This window comes from Corynebacterium sp. MSK158 (genome assembly GCF_030229085.1).
Lineage (GTDB): Bacteria > Actinomycetota > Actinomycetes > Mycobacteriales > Mycobacteriaceae > Corynebacterium.
Window position 1 is genome coordinate 53,598 of record NZ_JASPHJ010000001.1, and the last position, 17,428, is coordinate 71,025.

The window sequence follows — 17,428 nt, forward strand, 5'->3', positions numbered from 1 at the left end:
CTACTTTCGCTTTCTTTTCAGGGGTTTAGTCTTCGGCGTCTTCGCTGCCGGGACGGGTATAAACCGCCATATCCATGCGTGCGATGCCAAAGGTGCGCTTCTTAAGCTTTTGGCCGGTGGGCTCAAAACCAGCAGGCCACACAGTATCCGCGGAATCAACGTGGCGCTCAATTACTACCATTGCGCGGTCGGTAAGCACTGGTTCGATGGCAGCAATGAGTGCATCCACCTCGTCGAATGCGTACGGCGGGTCCGCCAGGACCAGATCGAAGTGCTTGCGCGGGGCACTAGCGAGGTAAGTGCCTACCTTCATCTCTTGCACACGCACGCCGGGATGCTTGACGACGCCCATATTGTGCCGGATGATCTTTACCGCATCGGCCGAAGATTCCACCAGTACTGCTTCCTCTGCCCCTCGGCTCGCCGCCTCTAGGCCTAGGGCACCAGAGCCGGCAAAAAGGTCGAGCACCGAAGATCCAGCAAAGCCCCACCGTGCAGTGAGGGATGAAAACAGCCCTTCGCGGGCGCGATCTGCGGTAGGCCGAGTTCCTTCTGCGGGCACTTTAATGGTGCGGCCGCGGGCTTCGCCGGCAATAATGCGCGTCATTTATGCTTCTCCAATCTCCATCAAAAGGTCTCCGCCCACCACATCACTAAAGTCAGAGACCACAATACGGTGGACCTTTCCTGGTCCCGGGCTTTCTACGGGAGCCTCGAGCTTCGTGGCTTCGACAGTCGCAAGCGGGACTCCGGTATCAACAGTGTCTCCCACATTCACATGGCAGCGGACGATGCCCGCGAAGGGGGCGTAAATTTTCATGCTTCTAGGTTAACCCGTCTTAGTTCTTCTCCAAGTATTCCTGTTCGCTTTCGCTCAAATTGCGCGTGAGTTCGTCAGCCAACTCGGGATTGCGCATCACCATGGCACGCGCATCCGTGTGGGTGCGCTCCACAATGTCTTGGTCATCCGCCAAGTTCAGTAGCCGCAATGTGCGGTGCGTTCCGGACTGCATGGTGCCCAAAATGTCTCCCTCCTGGCGCTGGCGCAAATCAAGCTCGGCCAGTTCAAAACCCGAGGACGTTTGGGCGATCTGAGTGATACGACGGAAGGACGGAGTGTTATCGGCTGCCGTCGTGTGCAAAAGGCAGACGGAGGCATTGCCACCTCGTCCCACACGCCCACGCAACTGGTGCAACTGGGAAACGCCGAAATGCTCGGACTCGCGAATGAGCATCACCGTGGCATTGGGAACGTCCACGCCCACCTCAATGACCGTGGTAGAGACCAAAATGTCGATCTCTCCCCTAGCAAATGACGTCATTACCTCGTCTTTATTGGGCATCTTTCCATGCAAGATGGCTACCCGCAGTCCCTTGAAAGGACCGTTTTCTAGCTGCTGTGCAAGCTCTAGCACTCCGCCTTTGCCTTCAATGCGCGGGCAAACGATATAAGCCTGATGGCCGTGGGCAACCTCCTCGCGTATCCGCTCGAGTGCGCGCAGCACCCAAGTCGGCCGCCACTCGGCCACCACTGCTGACTGAATAGGTTTTCGGCCACCGGGCAGCTCAGTCAGCGTTGATACGGCGAGGTCGCCAAAGACGGTCATCGCAATGGTGCGCGGAATAGGCGTCGCCGTCATTACTAGCACGTGGGGGCTGAGGCCTTCACGTGCCTTTAACCGCAGGCTATCGCGCTGCTCTACACCGAACCGGTGTTGCTCATCTACGACGACCAATCCCAGGTTAAAGAACTCCACGGTGTCTTGGATAATCGCATGGGTTCCAATGATGATGTCCGCGTCACCGGAGACAATATCCAATAAAGCCTGCCGCTTGTCCGCCGTACGCATGGAGCCGGTCAGGAGTACGACCTTGACGCCTTCGGGAACCGAGGTCCCAATGGAGGCAGCGTGTTGGGAGGCGAGTACTTCCGTAGGCGCCAACAGTGCGGCCTGCGTTCCTGCGTCGACAGCCTGCAGCATAGCGCAGGTAGCCACCATGGTTTTGCCCGAGCCAACCTCGCCTTGCAACAAGCGCATCATAGGCAGCGGACGAGCCAGATCGTCTTCAATCTCGCTAATGACGCGGCGCTGCCCTTCGGTCAGTTCAAAGGGCAGATGGCTCAGCAGTTCCTCGCGGTAGCCGCCTAGGGTGGCCGGCATGGTAGAAGCGGTCCGGGCTTCGGCATCTCGCTGGCGCAATGCCATCACCAGACCAATAGACAGAGCCTCGTTGTACTTCAGCCTCTGAATCGCACGGTACGGGCCTGCCTCCCCCGGCTCATGGATTTCCCGCACTGCTTTATCCAGGCTGATAATCATCTGGTAATCCAGCGGTTCCGCAATCGGCGGGGTCTTAGACAAGACGTAGTGTATGGCGCCCATGATGTACCACGAGGTCACCTTAGACGTGGCTGGGTACACCGGTATCCATTCACGTTCCAAGAGTAGCTGGTCGAGCCTGCCGAACTGCGACAGGTTCCGCAGCGAGCCGGTGGCCTTTGGGCGGTGCTTCTTGCCAGATTCGGCTGCAGGCTGGCAGTAATCATCCAGTTCGCCATCGAGGCGGCCGAAAGCATCGATCTCTACAAAGTCCGGCTGCTGCAACTGCGGCTGGTTGCGAAAGAACTTAAGCTTGCCGCTCATCATGACACGCTGTCCGCGGTGCAACATTCGCATCACGTAATTGGCATTGAAAAACGTCGCAATGATGCTGCCATCGAGCTGCACATTGATGATGGTGGTCTTGCCCGAGTCATGGCGGGTGAATCCGGTAATGGTTCCGGTAACCGTGACGATATCGCCCTCCACAGCGTCTCCTAGTCCGACGTCCTTGTTGTGGCGGATATAGTCTCGCGGATAGTGAGCTAAGAGCTCGCCGCAGGTTTCATACCCCAGTGCTTTGGTAATCTTCGCGGCGTCCTTCGCCGCAAGCACCTCTGTCAAAGGGCGGTTGTCCTGCCAGCCGAGCATTGCTATTCCACTCCGATTTCGGTTGCGATATCCGGTACTTTCAGTGCCATAACGTCCACGCGAAGCTGTTGAGCTAGGTCCTCCTGGTCTAGATCAAGGGCGCTTAAGACTGTGACCTGCTCACCGCCTTCTGCTAAGAGATGGCGGCAGGTGGCAATGATTGACTGCGGGGTTTCCTCGCTTGGGTAAGCCACTCGCATGGACTTGGCAGCATCACGCATGGCAGCAACGACGGCACCGGTATCTGGGTTATCCGGCTCATAGACGGAAATCGCTGCCAGAGCCGCAGCTAGCGATTGCGCGGGCACTACTCTCCCAGCGCCGGTCTCCGAGCTCAAGCCGGTGGCAAGGACGATGTCCTCGTCTGCCGCTGCAATGGAATCATCCGGAGACACAACGCTAACCCCCGCCGATGCAAGAAGGTCAGTGATGGGCCCGGCTGGTGCGGCGGCAAACACTCTACGAGAGGTCGGCTCTTCGGAGACAGGTTCGGCGTGAGGAGGCAACACCTCGAGGTGGAGGTTGGTTACCTTTCCTGTCGCAAAGGCGGTTTCTATGACCTTGCCTGCCCGCCAGGAGTGGATATGTACATTAGCGCTGTCCTCGGTGGCCCGAGCGATAACGAGGCTGTCTCCCAACGGTTCAATTGCTACCTGCAGCGTGTCTAAATCTCCCTCGAAGAAAAAGACCACTTCCAGTTCAGTTTCCGGCTCCGTTTCGGGCAGGCCTGTGTGCCCGGTCGAGCCTTCAATTTCTGCGAGAAAGGACTCTAAAAGGATAACGAGACCAGCGCCGCCAGCATCCACCACTCCTGCCTCGCGCAGGGCTGGCAATTGCGAAGGAGTGCGCTCGAGGGCCGTTTCCGCGGCAACGATTGCGGCGCTGACAATACTGTGCAAGGTTGCGCCTGATTGCGCTGCAGCGTCGTCGGCAGCCTCGGCTGCTGCCTTCAAGACCGTAATAACTGTGCCTTCCACCGGCTCGGCAATGGCGCGGTCGACCAGCTCCACGGCCTGCTGCAAGGAGCGGGCAAAGACAGCACCGTCGATAACTGAGTCCACAGTTGACTCGGCAATGCCGCGCAGAACCTGGGACAGCACCATACCCGAGTTCCCGCGGGCACCACGCACCGCCCCGATCGCAAGGGAGTCAGCGACATCGCCGCCATTGTCGAGCTCCGCTACCGCTGCCTCCATAGTGTGCGCCATATTCGAGCCCGTATCGGAATCCGGTACGGGAAAGACATTGAGCGCGTTGATCTCATCGCGGCGATGGGCTAATTCGCCCACGGCGCGGGTAGCCCAATTGCGCATTCCGTGGGAATCCAGCGTGCTGGGGTAGGACATGCGCAATAGTTTACAAGCGCCAGTCTATTTCCTGTGCGCCTTGGTCCCGCAAAAGGGCGTTTGCCCGGGAAAAGGGCTGAGACCCAAAGAAGCCGCGGCTGGCAGAAAGCGGTGAGGGGTGCGGGGACTTGATACAGGGGACGTCGGGAAGAAAGCGCTCACACGCTTGCGCATCCCGGCCCCAGAGAATCGCTACCATGGGGCTGCGGTTGAGCGCGCGAATGGCAGCCTCGGTGATCTCTTCCCAGCCGATGCGGCGGTGCGAACCAGCTTGGCCTGGGGCTACGGTAAGCACTCTGTTAAGCAGCAGCACTCCCTGGTCCGCCCAGGCGCTCAGGTCACCATCCTCCCTGCCGTTGATGCCCAGATCATCGTGCAGCTCGCGGTAAATATTGACCAAGGAACGCGGTGGTTTCACACCCGGGCGGGTGGAAAAGGCCATGCCCATGGCGTGTCCTGGGGTGGGATAAGGGTCTTGGCCCACGATGAGCACTCGGACCTCGTCCAGCGGCATCTGCAACGCACGGCAGACGTCCTCCGCCGGGGGCAAATAGTCCTGTCCCTCAAGAGCGTGAGAAATCTGTGGCCATTGGCTTTCTACTACCGGCGCCAACACCGGTTCCCAGGAAGGGTGGTAAGTGGGATGCATGGTTAAAAACTCAGCCAGCCTTTCTGATAGCTCGGTGTAGTGCCTCCCAGCGTAACCCCGCAGCCGCGGGTTACGGTGCCAATCTTTCGGAATCCCGAGGGTGCTTCCTTTGCGGTCGTGCCGATGAGAGTGTGGTCTTCGCCGCCGCTGAGTACCCATTCCCAGGGATCGCAGCCGAGTAGATCCGCGGCCTGGCACAGCAATTCTTCCGGTTGCAAGGCCTGCGGATCCAAGTCCATGTGCACACAGGAGTGCTCGGCCATCGTCGTGCAGTCTTGAATCAGACCGTCTGAGTTATCGGTCATTGCGGTCACCCCCGCGGCACGGGCAATGACGCCGCGGCCGGGGTTGAGCCAGGGGGCACAGTGGGCGTCGATAAGCGGCTGCAGGTGCTCATGCCCTGCAGGCAGGTTCCGGCCAAAGCGCTCCAACAAGGCCAAGCCGGCGGCCGAATGGCCGATCTTGCCGTGCGCTACTACCTGCTGGCCTGCCCGCGCCCCGTCCAAGGTCAAGGCAGGAAGGCTGCCGCCGAGGAAGCCTACGGCCGTGATATTGATGACCAAGAGATCGGACTTCGTAAGGTCGCCGCCTACCAACTCGGCGTTATAGAAAGAGCTATGCTCCGCGATTCCCTCGGCAATGCCGCGCACGAAGGGCACCGGGGTATCGCCTGGCGCGGCGATTGCGAGGAGAGCGGCAACCGGTCGGGCACCCATAGCTTCCACATCGGCAAAATTGCGCAAGATGGCCTTCTTGCCAATCTCGCGCGGGGTAGACCACTCGCGCAGGAAATGACGTCCCTCCACCATCAAATCGGTGGCCGCTACGGTGCGGGAATTCGGCGGCGCACTGGGCAGAACCGCGGCATCGTCTCCATTGAGCCCACTGGAGGCCACGGAGGTAATTTCCCGGATAGCGGCGCGTTCTCCCACATCTGCGAGAGTCTGAGTTAAGTTCACCAGCTTCCTTTCGATACTATGAGCCCTTATGACATCCCAATTTAACCGCACCGCGATCTTCATTTCACTTGGGTTGTCCATAGTGATGGTTCTGGCGGTCCTCTTCGGCGCAAAATACGTATTCAATAACGTCGCCAAAGCACCCGTGGCGGTCTCCCCCGTGGAGTCTAAGGAGGCAGACTCGCAAGCCTGCCGCAGCTTTATCGACGCCCTTCCAGATCAGGTCATGGATAAGCCACGCGCCGATATTGCCGAACCCGTGCCTTCCGGTGTCGCAGCTTGGGCCGCTACTTCAGACGATAAGGTCACCGTGCGCTGTGGCGTGGATATGCCTTTCCAGTACACCGAGTACTCCCAGACCCAGGACGTAGAGGGCGAACAGTGGTTCCAGGTGCGCGATGCCACCCCTGGCTCCAACCTCACCACTTGGTATGCGCCGCAGCGCTTCCCTATTGTCGCGGTGACCGCCTCCACTGATGCAGAGCCGGGCGAGCTGAACGACGCCCTTTCGTCCCTCGAGAAAAAGCCAGCCACCGCGCACGAGGCGCCACTCAAGGCGCTCAAGGCGGGCGATGACCAGATGTGCGCCGAGGTGGACAAGGCCCTGCCCGATTCGGTGGCTGAGGGATACAGCCGCCGCGAGGTAGAAGAAGAGAATACCTATGTGTGGAGCGCCGATGGCCGCGAAGACATCGTTGCGCGATGCGGCGTAGCCAAGCCGGAGAACTATCGCGCCGGAGTCAAGCTCCAGCAGGTTAACGATATTCCGTGGTTCGAGGACACCACCTTGGCCCATGGCACGACCGCAGGCACGTGGTTTGCCCTCGGCCGCGAAGACTACCTTGCGCTACACGCCCCACAAGATGCCGCACAAGCGGCACTCGTGGAAATCGGCGATGTGCTCGCAGAGCACACGACCGAAAAGTAGGCAGCGCTCGGGCCTACTTGGCTAGGGCCTGCTCGATAAGCGCCTCGAGTAGCGCCGGGTATTCCACCCCGGAAGCCGCGAGCACCTGCGGGTACATGGAGATCGGGGTAAAGCCCGGCAGGGTATTGATCTCGTTGATGTACACGGAGTCCTCGGTGACGAAGAAGTCGACTCGGGACAGACCCTCACAGTTGAGGGCCTCGAAGGCGCGGATTGCCATGCCTCGTAATTTCTCGGTTAGCTCAGGTGCGAAAGGTGCAGGGATTTCGGCGGTGACCACATTGTCGAGGTACTTGGTGTCGAAGCCATAAAAGCCCTCATCGGAATCATCGATACCGGCGAGCAGCGCTGGGACGGAGGCCAGCAAGGTGCCATCGGCATAGTGAAGTACGCCGATTTCTACCTCTTTGCCTACGATTTCCGGCTCCACCAGGATCTTTTCGTCATCTTCCAGGGCAAGGTCAACGGCTGCGGGAAACTCCTCCCAAGTAGTGACCTTGGATACGCCGATGGAGGATCCACCGCGTGCGGGTTTTACAAAGACGGGCAGGCCTAGTCGCTGCTTTTCGTCCTCGCTTAGCTCGGTGCGGCCTTTGAGGATAACCTCGGGTGCTACTGGCAGGTCTGCGGCCGCCAGCACCTTCTTGGTGAATTCCTTGTCCATACCCACCGAGGAAGCCAATACCCCTGGGCCTACATAGGGCAAGCCGGAAAGCTCAAAGAGTCCTTGGACCGTGCCGTCCTCACCAAAGGGGCCATGCAGAATGGGAAATACCACGTCGACCTCTGCGAAGAGCGTGCCGTCGGTGACGTTGTGGAACTGGCCCCTGGCATTGGGATCAAGAGAAAGGGTCAGTTCCACACCTGGGCTGACCTCCGGCATGACACCATCGACAATTTCTAAGCCCTCAGTGGTGCCGGGTGTCCACGTGCCCTCGCGGGTGATGCCGATGGGCACCACCTCGAATTTCTCTGGGTCGAGGTGGTTCATGATCGCGCCTGCGGATACGCAGGATACGGAGTGCTCGGTGCTACGGCCGCCATAGATAACGGCCACGCGGGTCTTTTCAGTCATGCCCGCAGATTTTACCCTCGACCTACTCTGACTTCTTGGACCGACCCATCAAAGCGATGATCATATCTTCCACCGCCATACCCTCGTAGCACACGCCATAAACCGCGTGCGTGATAGGCATCTCAACTCCGGCCTGCTGGGCGAGGCGATAGATGGAGTCACAGGAGTAGACGCCCTCCGCGACCTGGCCATTGGTCGCAGCCTTGGCCTCTTCAATCGTGCCGCCTTGACCCAAGCGGTAGCCAAAGGTGCGGTTGCGCGAGAGTGTCGAGGTGCATGTTGCCACCAAGTCGCCTATGCCTGCGAGGCCGGAGAAAGTAAATGGATCCGCCCCCAACTCCACGCCCAGGCGAGTAATTTCCGCCAAACCGCGGGTGATGATGGTGGCCATGGTGTTATTGCCCAGCCCTTTGCCGGAGGCGATACCACAGGCTAAGGCGATGACATTTTTACAGGCGCCACCGATTTCTGCGCCGATGACGTCGGTATTGGTATAGGGCCGCAGGTACGGCGCGGCGACCGCTGCTTGCACGCGCTGAGCGCGGTCTTCATCGGAGCAGGCAATCACCGTTGCGGCCACTTGGCCGGCAGCAATCTCCTTGGCCAGGTTCGGGCCAGACAGTACCGCCACCCGGTCTGCTGGCACGCCCGCCGCATCCATGATGACCTCGCTCATGCGCTTGAGCGTGGCGGTCTCTACGCCTTTCGAGATGGACACCAGGGTCGCGTCCTCTGGCAGGTGCGGCGCCCACTTTTCCACGTTGGCGCGCAAGGTTTGGGAGGGAACGCCGAACACGACGACGTCGGCAAGCGCCAGCGCTTCGACATCATTGGGGGTGGCCCGCACCGCGGCCGGCAGCCGGGTATCCGGCAAATAGTCCGGATTGGTGTGGGTCTCGTTGATGGCCTGCGCCAATTCCGCGCGGCGCGCCCACAGGCGAACGTCATTTCCGGCGTCCGCAAAGACCTTGGCCAAAGTAGTGCCCCAAGAACCAGCACCCATCACGGCAACATTAACCATGGTGTCTCCTCCAAACGTGCAAATCTATAACCCCAACCTTAAAGCATGCCTGACCCCCGTGGGGCGAGGATGCACAACGCGCCTTACCCGTGGGACAATGGGCGCTTAGACGTTGTTCTTATATACCCGATTACTGTGGAAAGGCCCGTGGAGGCAGACGATGCCCAATATTAAAAAGATGCACGAAACCGACAAGGATCAACAGCACGAGGAATTTATCTCCGGCCGCCATCAGGAAATCCCGGTGGACCCTGCCAAGGAATTCCACCGCACTACCCTTGCCGCCGGCGCCGTAATCTGGCGCGGGTCCCCGCAGGACCCAGAAATCGCGCTCATCCACCGCCCCCATTACGATGATTGGTCCCTGCCCAAGGGCAAGGTGGATCCCGGCGAGTCTCTTCCTACCACCGCAGCCAGGGAAATCCTGGAAGAGACCGGATTCAGCGTCCGGCTAGGCAAGCTCATCGGCAAGGTAACGTACCCAGTCCAGGGCCGCACTAAGGTGGTCTACTACTGGGTAGCCAAGTACCTGGGCGGAACCTATTCCGCCAATAGTGAAACCGATGAGCTACGGTGGCTGCCCATCGACGAGGCGCAGGACCTCCTGTCCTACGACGTTGATACCGCGGTAGTGGCCAAGGCGGCTAAGCGCCTACGCATCGCGCCCGCTACCCGCGTGCTCTATGTGCGCCACGCACGCGCGCATGACAGCGGTAGCTGGGAAGGCGATGACAACCTTCGCCCACTGGATAAAAAGGGCCGCCGCCAAGCAGAGATGCTGGTGCCAATGCTGAGTGCCTTCCACCCCACCGCCATTTACTCGGCCTTGCCCCAACGCTGCCAGCAGACTGCTGCCCCGCTTGCCGACGAACTAGGCAAGGACATTTCCATCAACAAAAACTTTGGCGACGAGGCCTGGGAGAACGACCCAGAAGCAGCCAAGAAAGCTTTCCGCCGCGTGGTCAACGAAGGCGGGGTGCCCGTCATCGTCAGCCAAGGCGCCACCATTCCTGGCATCATTGAAGACCTCGCCCCAAAGTTCCTGAAAAAGCCGGTGGACAAGCTGAAGTTTAAGAAGGCTTCTGTGTGGGTCTTGTCTTTCAACAATGGCGAGCTCACCGGTGCCGATTACCTGGCTAGCCCACTGCCGGTGCGCTAGTTTTCTGGTTCCTCGCCGACCAACAATTAAGGCCCTGCCTTCCATCTCATGCGGTGGACGAGCAGGGCCTTATTTGCGCAACTATCGTGCGGCTGCGGGGTTTTCTAACCGCGCAAGCCGAGCGTGCGACGGACGAAGAGGACCAAAATGAGGGTATTCAGTGCTGGGTACACAAACATGCCGACTAGGGTAAAGCTCAACACTGCGTACAGGACGGCACTCAGGACGACTACCAAGATGGTCACTCCGACATTCTTCTTCGCTACCTCGATGGAAGCCCCAAAGGTCTCGCCAACGGATAGCTCAGGACGTACGGCCTTAACAGCCGGCATCCAAGTAAAGAAGAAGGCGGCGAAGAGTCCCGGAATAATCAGGAGAACGAAGCCCAGGGAAATAACCAGCCACGAAAGCACATTCACCGCCATGAGACCGGCGACATTTTTAAAGCTCAGAAAGTCCTTTATCTCCAGCATCCCGGTATCAACCTGTTTATTAGCAGCCTTGTACCAGGTGCTAATGGACCAAATAAACACTAGGAACATGGCGATAATAGCTAAGAACATTACCGCAATTAACCCACCAGTAAGTGCGGCATCGGAACCCGAGCCACTATTGGCTAGGGCATCAATGGATGTACCGCTGCCTGCTAGGACGAGGGTCAACAGCAAATAGAGAATGGAGACAATTACGATCTGCACCAGTGGGCCAAAAATCCACTGCGCCCAATTGCGGCCGAAGTAGCGGAAGCTATCGCCGATGATCTGAATAGCATCTACATCTCGGCCAAACAGGGAATCGTCTCCCGGATATGGGCTTCCGGCGTATCCGGGCTGGCCGTATTGCTGCTGGCCAAACTGCTGTTGACTATTGTGCTGTTGGCTGTAGCCAGGCTGGCCATTCGCATCGTGTCCATAAGATGCAGACTCATGGCTGGCTCCGGGATACTCTGCCCCGTTGTTTCCTGAATTGAAGGAATCATTATTCGAATAGGGATTGCTCATAAATCTAAAGCTAGGGGGATACTTTGTTGCGGGAAACTGGAGCAAGCAATTGTTATCTATACGTTACCGAGTTGTACCCCCATTTACCCCAAGGCGAAAGCTTGAGGTTCACGTATGAACGCACAGCACCCCCGACAGCCTTTTCGCCTAGCAGGACTGTAGGGGCACCGCCGGCCCGCCGATCGCCATCGACTTTTCTGCTATTGAGCGTGAACAGCGGGCTTGAAGCTGGGGCGGCGCGATTCGTACGCAGCGATTGCATTTTCATTGCGGAGGGTAATGCCGATGTCATCCAGCCCTTCCATCAACCGCCAACGGGTGTAGTCATCAATATCGAAACGGTAAGTATTTTCTCCTACCGTGACCGTTCGAGCCTCCAGGTCCACGGTGACCTGAGTTTCTCCAGATTCGAGCTGCTTCCAGATGAGCTCGATATCTTCTTGCTCCATCAACCCAGTAAGCAGTCCGGATTTTCCAGCATTGCCGCGGAAAATATCAGCAAAGCGGGAAGAAAATACCGCGCGGAAACCGTATTCACTCAACGCCCATACTGCGTGCTCACGGGAGGAGCCGGTGCCAAAATCACTACCCGCAAAAAGCACCGAGCCATCCTTGAATTGCGCCTGGTTGAGCACAAAGTTGTCATCGGAGCGCCAATTGGAAAATAGGCCTTCAGAAAAACCGGTCCGCTTAACCGACTTCAAGTAGCGCGCGGGGATGATCTGATCAGTATCCACATTGGAAGCGCGCAGGGGCACGCCCGTTCCCGTATGGGTAATAAATTTCTCCATTGTCAATGCCTTTCTAAGCGCTTAATCCAGGTCTGCAGGGCTAGACAGGTAGCCGGTCACGGCAGTTGCGGCAGCCACCTGCGGGGAGACAAGGTGCGTGCGCCCACCAGGACCTTGACGGCCCTCGAAGTTGCGGTTGGAGGTGGAGGCGGATCGCTCGCCCGGAGCCAATTGATCTGGGTTCATACCCAAGCACATCGAGCAGCCGGCGGTACGCCACTCCGCGCCGAACTCTCGGAAGACTTCGTCGAGGCCTTCCTCCTCCGCTTGGGCCTTGACCAGGGTGGAGGACGGCACGACCATCATCCGCGTATCGGCAGCGATGGTGCGTCCCTTGACCACGTCGGCTGCAGCGCGCAGGTCTTCGATGCGGGCATTGGTACAGGACCCGACGAAGACGGTATCGATCTTGATATCACGCAGTGGAGTACCTGGCTGCAGGTCCATATACTGCAAGGCCTTTTCCACAGTGGCCTTTTCATTATCGTCACCACAGTCTTCCGGATCTGGGACCTTCTCCCCTAACGGAAGGCCCTGCCCAGGATTGGTTCCCCAGGTAACGAATGGGGTCAGCGAGGAGCCATCAATTTCCACGACGGTATCGAATTCTGCGCCTTCGTCCGTGGGAAGCGTCTTCCAATACTCAACTGCAGCATCCCAGTCTGCTCCTGTGGGAGCGAACTCGCGCCCCTTGACATACTCGAAAGTCGTCTCATCGGGAGCGACCATCCCAGCGCGGGCCCCTGCCTCAATAGACATATTGCACATCGTCATACGCGCTTCCATGGACATCTTGCGAATGGCCTCACCGCGGTATTCAATGATGTGGCCTTGCCCGCCACCGGTACCGATTTTGGCGATAATGGCCAAAATGAGGTCCTTGGCAGATACCCCCTCTTGCAGCTCGCCAGTCACCTCAATAGCCATGGTCTTGAATGGCTTTAAAGAAAGCGTCTGCGTAGCCATGACGTGTTCTACCTCAGAGGTGCCAATACCCATGGCGATAGATCCAAAGGCGCCGTGCGTGGAAGTATGCGAGTCGCCACACACGATCGTCATACCTGGCTGGGTGATTCCCAGCTGCGGGCCAACCGTGTGCACGATGCCCTGCTGGGCATCACCCATCGAGTGCAAGCGCACTCCAAATTCCTCGCAGTTCTTGCGCAGGGTCGATACCTGGGTGCGTGAAACCTCATCCTTGATTTCCAAGAGGTTTCCGGTCTTGATGCCTTGCGTGGGAACGTTATGGTCTTCGGTAGCCAAGTGCAGCTCAGGGTGACGCAACGTGCGGCCGGCCAGCCGCAGGCCATCAAATGCCTGCGGACTGGTAACTTCATGTAGTAGCTGAAAGTCAATAAAGATGAGGTCTGGTGCCCCAGCATCGCCGTGTTGGACGACGTGATCGCGCCACACTTTTTCTGCCAATGTCAGCTTCTGGTTCATAAACATCTCTCCACACTTGAAATCTCATAAGTTGGGACGTAGATTTCATTGTATGGGAGAGTATAGCGCAGTTTCCGGAATTAAGGTGTTGGATCGAGCAATGGCCATTATGATGGCCGCCGCCAACCACCCCTCCACCCTCAATGAATTATGCGAAACCACGGGGCTACCTCGGGCGACGGCACATAGATTGGCCACCGCGCTCGAGGCACACCGCATCCTCGTTCGCACCCCCGATGGAAAGTGGAAGGCCGGCCCTGCCCTTCCCGGCAACCGCGATCACCTCCTCGAGGCAGCGGGACCAATCATGGAGAAACTGCGCGAACACACCGGAGAATCCATCCAGCTCTACAAAGTCACTGGAAATACCCGCACCTGCATTGCCACTAAGGAGCCGGAATCCGGCCTCCACAACGTCGTGCCAGTCGGGCGCCAGCTACCGCTTAGCTCCGGCTCTGCCGCACGCATCATTGCCGCATATGTAGACATCAATACCGACGACGCCTCGTTTACCCAAGAAGACATTGAGGCGGCCAGAAACCAAGGTTATTCCGAGTCCATTGAGGAACGCGAAGCCGGCTTAGCCTCCATCTCCGCGCCGGTTTTCGATGGTTCCGGCACTTTCCTCGCAGTATTGTCGATTTCCGGATCTGCCGAGCGCTTCCAACCTTCCCCGGCCCAAAAATACGCCGACATTCTCACTTCTGCCGCACGCGAATTGAGCAATCTCCTTTAAGATCCTCCCTAGCTTTACGACGCCCGCCTCCACCTACCCCAAGGAGGCGGGCCCTTTTATTTCCCAAACCAGAAAAATCAAAGAAACGCGCCCACGCCTATTGAAACCGAAATGAAAATGCGGTTTAATGAAAACACACTGAAAACAACGGGGCTTCCCCCACCAGAGAGGATCAGACATCATGACCCACACCACCCACGAAGACCATACCCACACCCATGGCGCCGATTGCGGCCACGTTTCCTTCCCACACGGCGACCACACCGACTACCTCCACGAAGGCCACATTCACCGTGAGCATGATGGCCACTGGGACGAGTGCGAGACCACCGAGCACGTTGAAGCCGAGGCGCACGCCGACCACACCCATGGTGAAGGCTGCGGCCACGTAGCGATCCCGCACGGCGACCACGTGGACTACCTGCACGACGGCCACCGCCACGCCGCCCACGGCGATCACTACGACGAGCACTAAGCGCTTATCGAGGCATAGCCCCATACCGCTTGCCGCCTGGACCCCTTCAACTGTGGGCCCAGGCGGCCTTCTCTATGCCCACCCCCTACTGCTGAAATCCTCCCCGAAATTCACACCAGAAACATATCTGCAAGCTCGGCGGGACGCGCTCTCTCATTTCTGTTTAAAATGACAGTCAGACTATTAGTTCTTTCCGGTTGGGTGCTACGGTTTTTCGAGTGATTACTAGTTGGAAGATTTTTCTTCAAGATTTTGTCCGCTTGTGGCGGACCCCGCAGGTCTGGGTGATCCTCATTGGTTTGATGATCACCCCAGCCCTGTATTCTTGGGTAAACATCTCCGGTTTCTGGGACCCATACGGAAACACAGAACACCTCAAGGTCGCCGTAGTTAATGAGGACAAAGGCGCATCCTCGGAGATGACTGGCCACTTAGACGTTGGCGGGCAGATGATTGACAAGCTGCATGACAATGACGAGCTGGGCTGGCAGTTCATGGACAGGCAGGAAGCCGAAGACGCCGTTAAGAAGGGTGACGTCTTCGCCTCGGTGATTGTCCCCGAAGACTTCTCGGCCGATTTCGTGAACCTTTTTAAAGGTACCTATTCTCAGCCCACGCTGGAATATCACGTCAATGAGAAGCTCAACGCCATTGCACCGAAGATTACTGATACTGGCGCTTCGACACTAGACACCACCATCAGCTCGACCTTCAAGGAGCAGGTAGCGGATTCGGTGGCTACGGAGCTAAAGAACTCCGGTGGCGATTTGAGCCAGAAGATTAACAGTACCGCAAGCAAGACCGCGGATTCTTTTTCAGAGACCGCAGATACGGTAGCTAACTCCCGCAGCCAACTTGCTGACGTGCATTCCACCATCGAGGATGCGCGCCCAACTATCGCGCAAGCCCGCGAGTCTTTGGGCACGGTGCAAAAGACCCTCGACGATGCCCAGACCGCCTTGGATGAGCTGAACGCTATAACCGCAGAGGTCCAGCGGGAAGTCACTTCTTTCTCGGACGATGCCACCGCTGCCTACGTAGAAGGCACGACCGCTATGGCGGACGGCACCGCCTCCGCCAATGCCACCGTGGGCTCGGTCTCCGGCAAACTGCGCGGCGCCCTCAACCGCGTTGCTGCCGCATCCGCTGGCGCGTCTGGAATCGTCGGTGAAGCTGATCGGGCTATCGATCAGCTCGATAAGCTTGCGGCTTCACCGGCCCTGCCCCCGCAGGTTTCCCAACAGATTAAGGATCAGGTAGGAGAACTCCGCGAACGCAATGACCAAAATAAGGCCGTTCTCGGTGACTTAGATACTCTCAACGGCGATACGAACGACACCATCGATTCGCTCAATAAGACCACGGGCATGTTGGAAAAGATGGCCGCCCAAACGCGCGATGATTCCCACGCGCTGCGCGATAATGTAGCCGAAGGCCTACCCAAGCTCAACGCTGCGCTTTCCGCCGTCACCGCTACCACCGGCAAGCTATCCGCCTCACTCGAAAGCCAGCAGGCACTGGTCGGGCAAACCGATGGGCTCTTGGGCGGCGTCGACGAGCAGCTAAGCCAGGCCCAGCAAGTAGTTGAGCGTTTTTCTGTGGACCTCGACGGTATTGAGGAGGGGCTTCGTGCCTCCCGCAGCGACGTGATTGCGCTGAGCAATACTGCCAATAACAATTCCATTTTGCAGTCTGTCAAGGGCCTTAACACCGATGAGGTGTCTTCCTTCCTTGCCTCCCCTGCGGAGATGGAAAGCCACGCCGTATTCCCTGTAAAGCACTATGGTTCCGGCATGTCCTCGCTCTTTATCAACCTCACGCTGTGGATCGGCGCGTTCATGCTGCTCATCATCTTCCGTGCTGAGGTAGACCCGCAGGGCCGCAAGGACCTCACCATTACCAAGGCTTACCTTGCCCGCTTCCTTTTGCTTTCCTTCTTTGCCATTGCCCAGGCACTCATCGTGTCCATCGGCAACCTGGCCATTGGTGTTGAACATGCCAATGCATTGGCCTACGTCGCTACCGCGGTCATCGTGGGCCTGTGCTACCTGAGCATTACCTATAGCTTGGTTTCTACGTTTGGACACGTAGGCCGCGGCATCGCGGTGGTCTTCGCCTTCATCCAGATTCCGGGCGCATCCGGCCTCTACCCCATTGAGATGACGCCGGACTTCTTCCGCGCGGTGCATCCATTCCTGCCCTTTACCTACGGCATCGATGCCATGCGCGAGACCGTCGGTGGTTTCTACGGCAACCACTATGCGCGCGACCTTGCCGCGCTCATCGGCATGGCCGCGATCGCTTACCTCATCGGTACTGTGATGCGCCGCGGCCTGTCCAACGTCAACATGCTGGTCAATGACGAACTGCATAAGGGCGGTCTCGTTATCAATGAGCAGGTCCACCTGGTCGGCAGCCGGTACCGCTTTACCGACCTCCTCTATGCCTTGAATGACCGCGAGGCGTACCAACAAAGCTTGGAGGATAAGTGGAGCATGGCCCGCAGGAATTACTCCCAGCTGATGAAGATTACCGTCGCGGTAGGCCTAGCGTTAGTCGTCGCTTTGGGCATCTACTCACGCATTAACCCTGAAGAAAAGGCCATCATCTTCGGCCTGGCCTGCCTGGTGACGCTCATTGCGGTGGGCGTTATCTGCTCCCTTGAGTACGTCAAGCAGAGCATCGCGCACGATAGCCGCCTGGCGGATCTCAGTGATGAGGAAATCCAGGAGCACCTCGAGCACCGACAGGAACACCCAAACCGCTACCTCCTAGAGGACTTAGACGAGGAATCCACATTTTCTAATGCCAGCGAGACCAAGGAAATGCCCGCCGTTGATGGCGATGGCTCCGGAAAGGGAGGCGAGTAAGTC

The 17,428-nt window shown here is 58.2% G+C and carries 16 protein-coding genes; 5 read left to right on the forward strand and 11 right to left on the reverse strand.

The window, feature by feature from the left end:
* Positions 1-25: 25 nt before the first annotated feature.
* From rsmD to QP915_RS00275, 6 genes are read right to left on the reverse strand one after another with little or no spacing between them, the layout of a single operon-like run.
* Complete coding sequence (gene rsmD / locus QP915_RS00250) at positions 26-607, reverse strand: 16S rRNA (guanine(966)-N(2))-methyltransferase RsmD (RefSeq protein ID WP_284767381.1); 582 nt, start codon at positions 605-607, stop codon at positions 26-28.
* Positions 608-820: a biotin/lipoyl-containing protein gene (locus QP915_RS00255; protein WP_005327804.1), complete on the reverse strand. Its 213-nt coding sequence runs from the start codon at positions 818-820 to the stop codon at positions 608-610. It lies immediately after the preceding gene.
* Between the two features lie 19 nt (positions 821-839).
* Positions 840-2,972: an ATP-dependent DNA helicase RecG gene (locus QP915_RS00260; protein WP_284767383.1), complete on the reverse strand. Its 2,133-nt coding sequence runs from the start codon at positions 2,970-2,972 to the stop codon at positions 840-842.
* Between the two features lie 2 nt (positions 2,973-2,974).
* The gene (locus QP915_RS00265) at positions 2,975-4,318 is read right to left on the reverse strand and encodes a DAK2 domain-containing protein (protein ID WP_284767385.1); all 1,344 of its coding nucleotides are present in this window, start codon (positions 4,316-4,318) and stop codon (positions 2,975-2,977) included.
* Between the two features lie 10 nt (positions 4,319-4,328).
* The gene (locus QP915_RS00270) at positions 4,329-4,967 is read right to left on the reverse strand and encodes a uracil-DNA glycosylase (protein ID WP_239279357.1); all 639 of its coding nucleotides are present in this window, start codon (positions 4,965-4,967) and stop codon (positions 4,329-4,331) included.
* A gap of 2 nt (positions 4,968-4,969) precedes the next feature.
* Positions 4,970-6,007 carry a thiamine-phosphate kinase gene (locus tag QP915_RS00275; protein ID WP_239279358.1) on the reverse strand — a complete coding sequence of 346 codons (1,038 nt, stop codon included), beginning with the start codon at positions 6,005-6,007 and terminating at the stop codon, positions 4,970-4,972.
* On the opposite strand from QP915_RS00275, the gene QP915_RS00280 reads away from it, so the two are divergent.
* The gene (locus QP915_RS00280) at positions 5,955-6,854 is read left to right on the forward strand and encodes a DUF3515 domain-containing protein (RefSeq protein ID WP_284767389.1); all 900 of its coding nucleotides are present in this window, start codon (positions 5,955-5,957) and stop codon (positions 6,852-6,854) included. The two genes, QP915_RS00275 and QP915_RS00280, sit on opposite strands and share 53 nt — an antisense overlap.
* A gap of 13 nt (positions 6,855-6,867) precedes the next feature.
* On the opposite strand, the gene QP915_RS00285 is transcribed toward QP915_RS00280, so the two are convergent.
* Both QP915_RS00285 and QP915_RS00290 read right to left on the reverse strand, forming a co-directional pair.
* A complete protein-coding gene (locus QP915_RS00285; protein ID WP_284767390.1) occupies positions 6,868-7,929 on the reverse strand; it encodes a D-alanine--D-alanine ligase family protein in 1,062 nt (353 codons plus the stop codon).
* A gap of 22 nt (positions 7,930-7,951) precedes the next feature.
* Entirely contained in the window at positions 7,952-8,950 is a 999-nt protein-coding gene (locus QP915_RS00290) for an NAD(P)H-dependent glycerol-3-phosphate dehydrogenase (protein WP_284767391.1), read from the reverse strand.
* Positions 8,951-9,110: 160 nt separating this feature from the next.
* Between QP915_RS00290 and QP915_RS00295 the strand changes: the two genes are divergently transcribed.
* Positions 9,111-10,109 (forward strand): NUDIX hydrolase, encoded by a 999-nt coding sequence (locus QP915_RS00295; RefSeq protein WP_284767392.1) that lies wholly within the window; start codon positions 9,111-9,113, stop codon positions 10,107-10,109.
* Positions 10,110-10,213: 104 nt separating this feature from the next.
* On the opposite strand, the gene QP915_RS00300 is transcribed toward QP915_RS00295, so the two are convergent.
* The 3 genes from QP915_RS00300 to leuC form a co-directional block, all read right to left on the reverse strand.
* Positions 10,214-11,110, reverse strand: a complete 897-nt coding sequence (locus tag QP915_RS00300; RefSeq protein WP_284767394.1) for a hypothetical protein — start codon at positions 11,108-11,110, stop codon at positions 10,214-10,216.
* Between the two features lie 200 nt (positions 11,111-11,310).
* The gene (gene leuD, locus QP915_RS00305) at positions 11,311-11,901 is read right to left on the reverse strand and encodes a 3-isopropylmalate dehydratase small subunit (RefSeq protein WP_284767396.1); all 591 of its coding nucleotides are present in this window, start codon (positions 11,899-11,901) and stop codon (positions 11,311-11,313) included.
* A gap of 21 nt (positions 11,902-11,922) precedes the next feature.
* Positions 11,923-13,344: a 3-isopropylmalate dehydratase large subunit gene (leuC, locus tag QP915_RS00310; protein WP_284767397.1), complete on the reverse strand. Its 1,422-nt coding sequence runs from the start codon at positions 13,342-13,344 to the stop codon at positions 11,923-11,925.
* Positions 13,345-13,396: 52 nt separating this feature from the next.
* On the opposite strand from leuC, the gene QP915_RS00315 reads away from it, so the two are divergent.
* The 3 genes from QP915_RS00315 to QP915_RS00325 all read left to right on the forward strand — a co-directional run bounded on the left by QP915_RS00315 (position 13,397) and on the right by QP915_RS00325 (position 17,425).
* On the forward strand, positions 13,397-14,080 hold the full coding sequence (locus QP915_RS00315) for an IclR family transcriptional regulator (RefSeq protein WP_284767399.1): 684 nt from the start codon (positions 13,397-13,399) through the stop codon (positions 14,078-14,080).
* A gap of 181 nt (positions 14,081-14,261) precedes the next feature.
* Entirely contained in the window at positions 14,262-14,555 is a 294-nt protein-coding gene (locus tag QP915_RS00320) for a hypothetical protein (RefSeq protein ID WP_234447205.1), read from the forward strand.
* Between the two features lie 218 nt (positions 14,556-14,773).
* Entirely contained in the window at positions 14,774-17,425 is a 2,652-nt protein-coding gene (locus QP915_RS00325; RefSeq protein ID WP_239279383.1) for a YhgE/Pip domain-containing protein, read from the forward strand.
* The last annotated feature ends 3 nt before the right edge of the window (positions 17,426-17,428 follow it).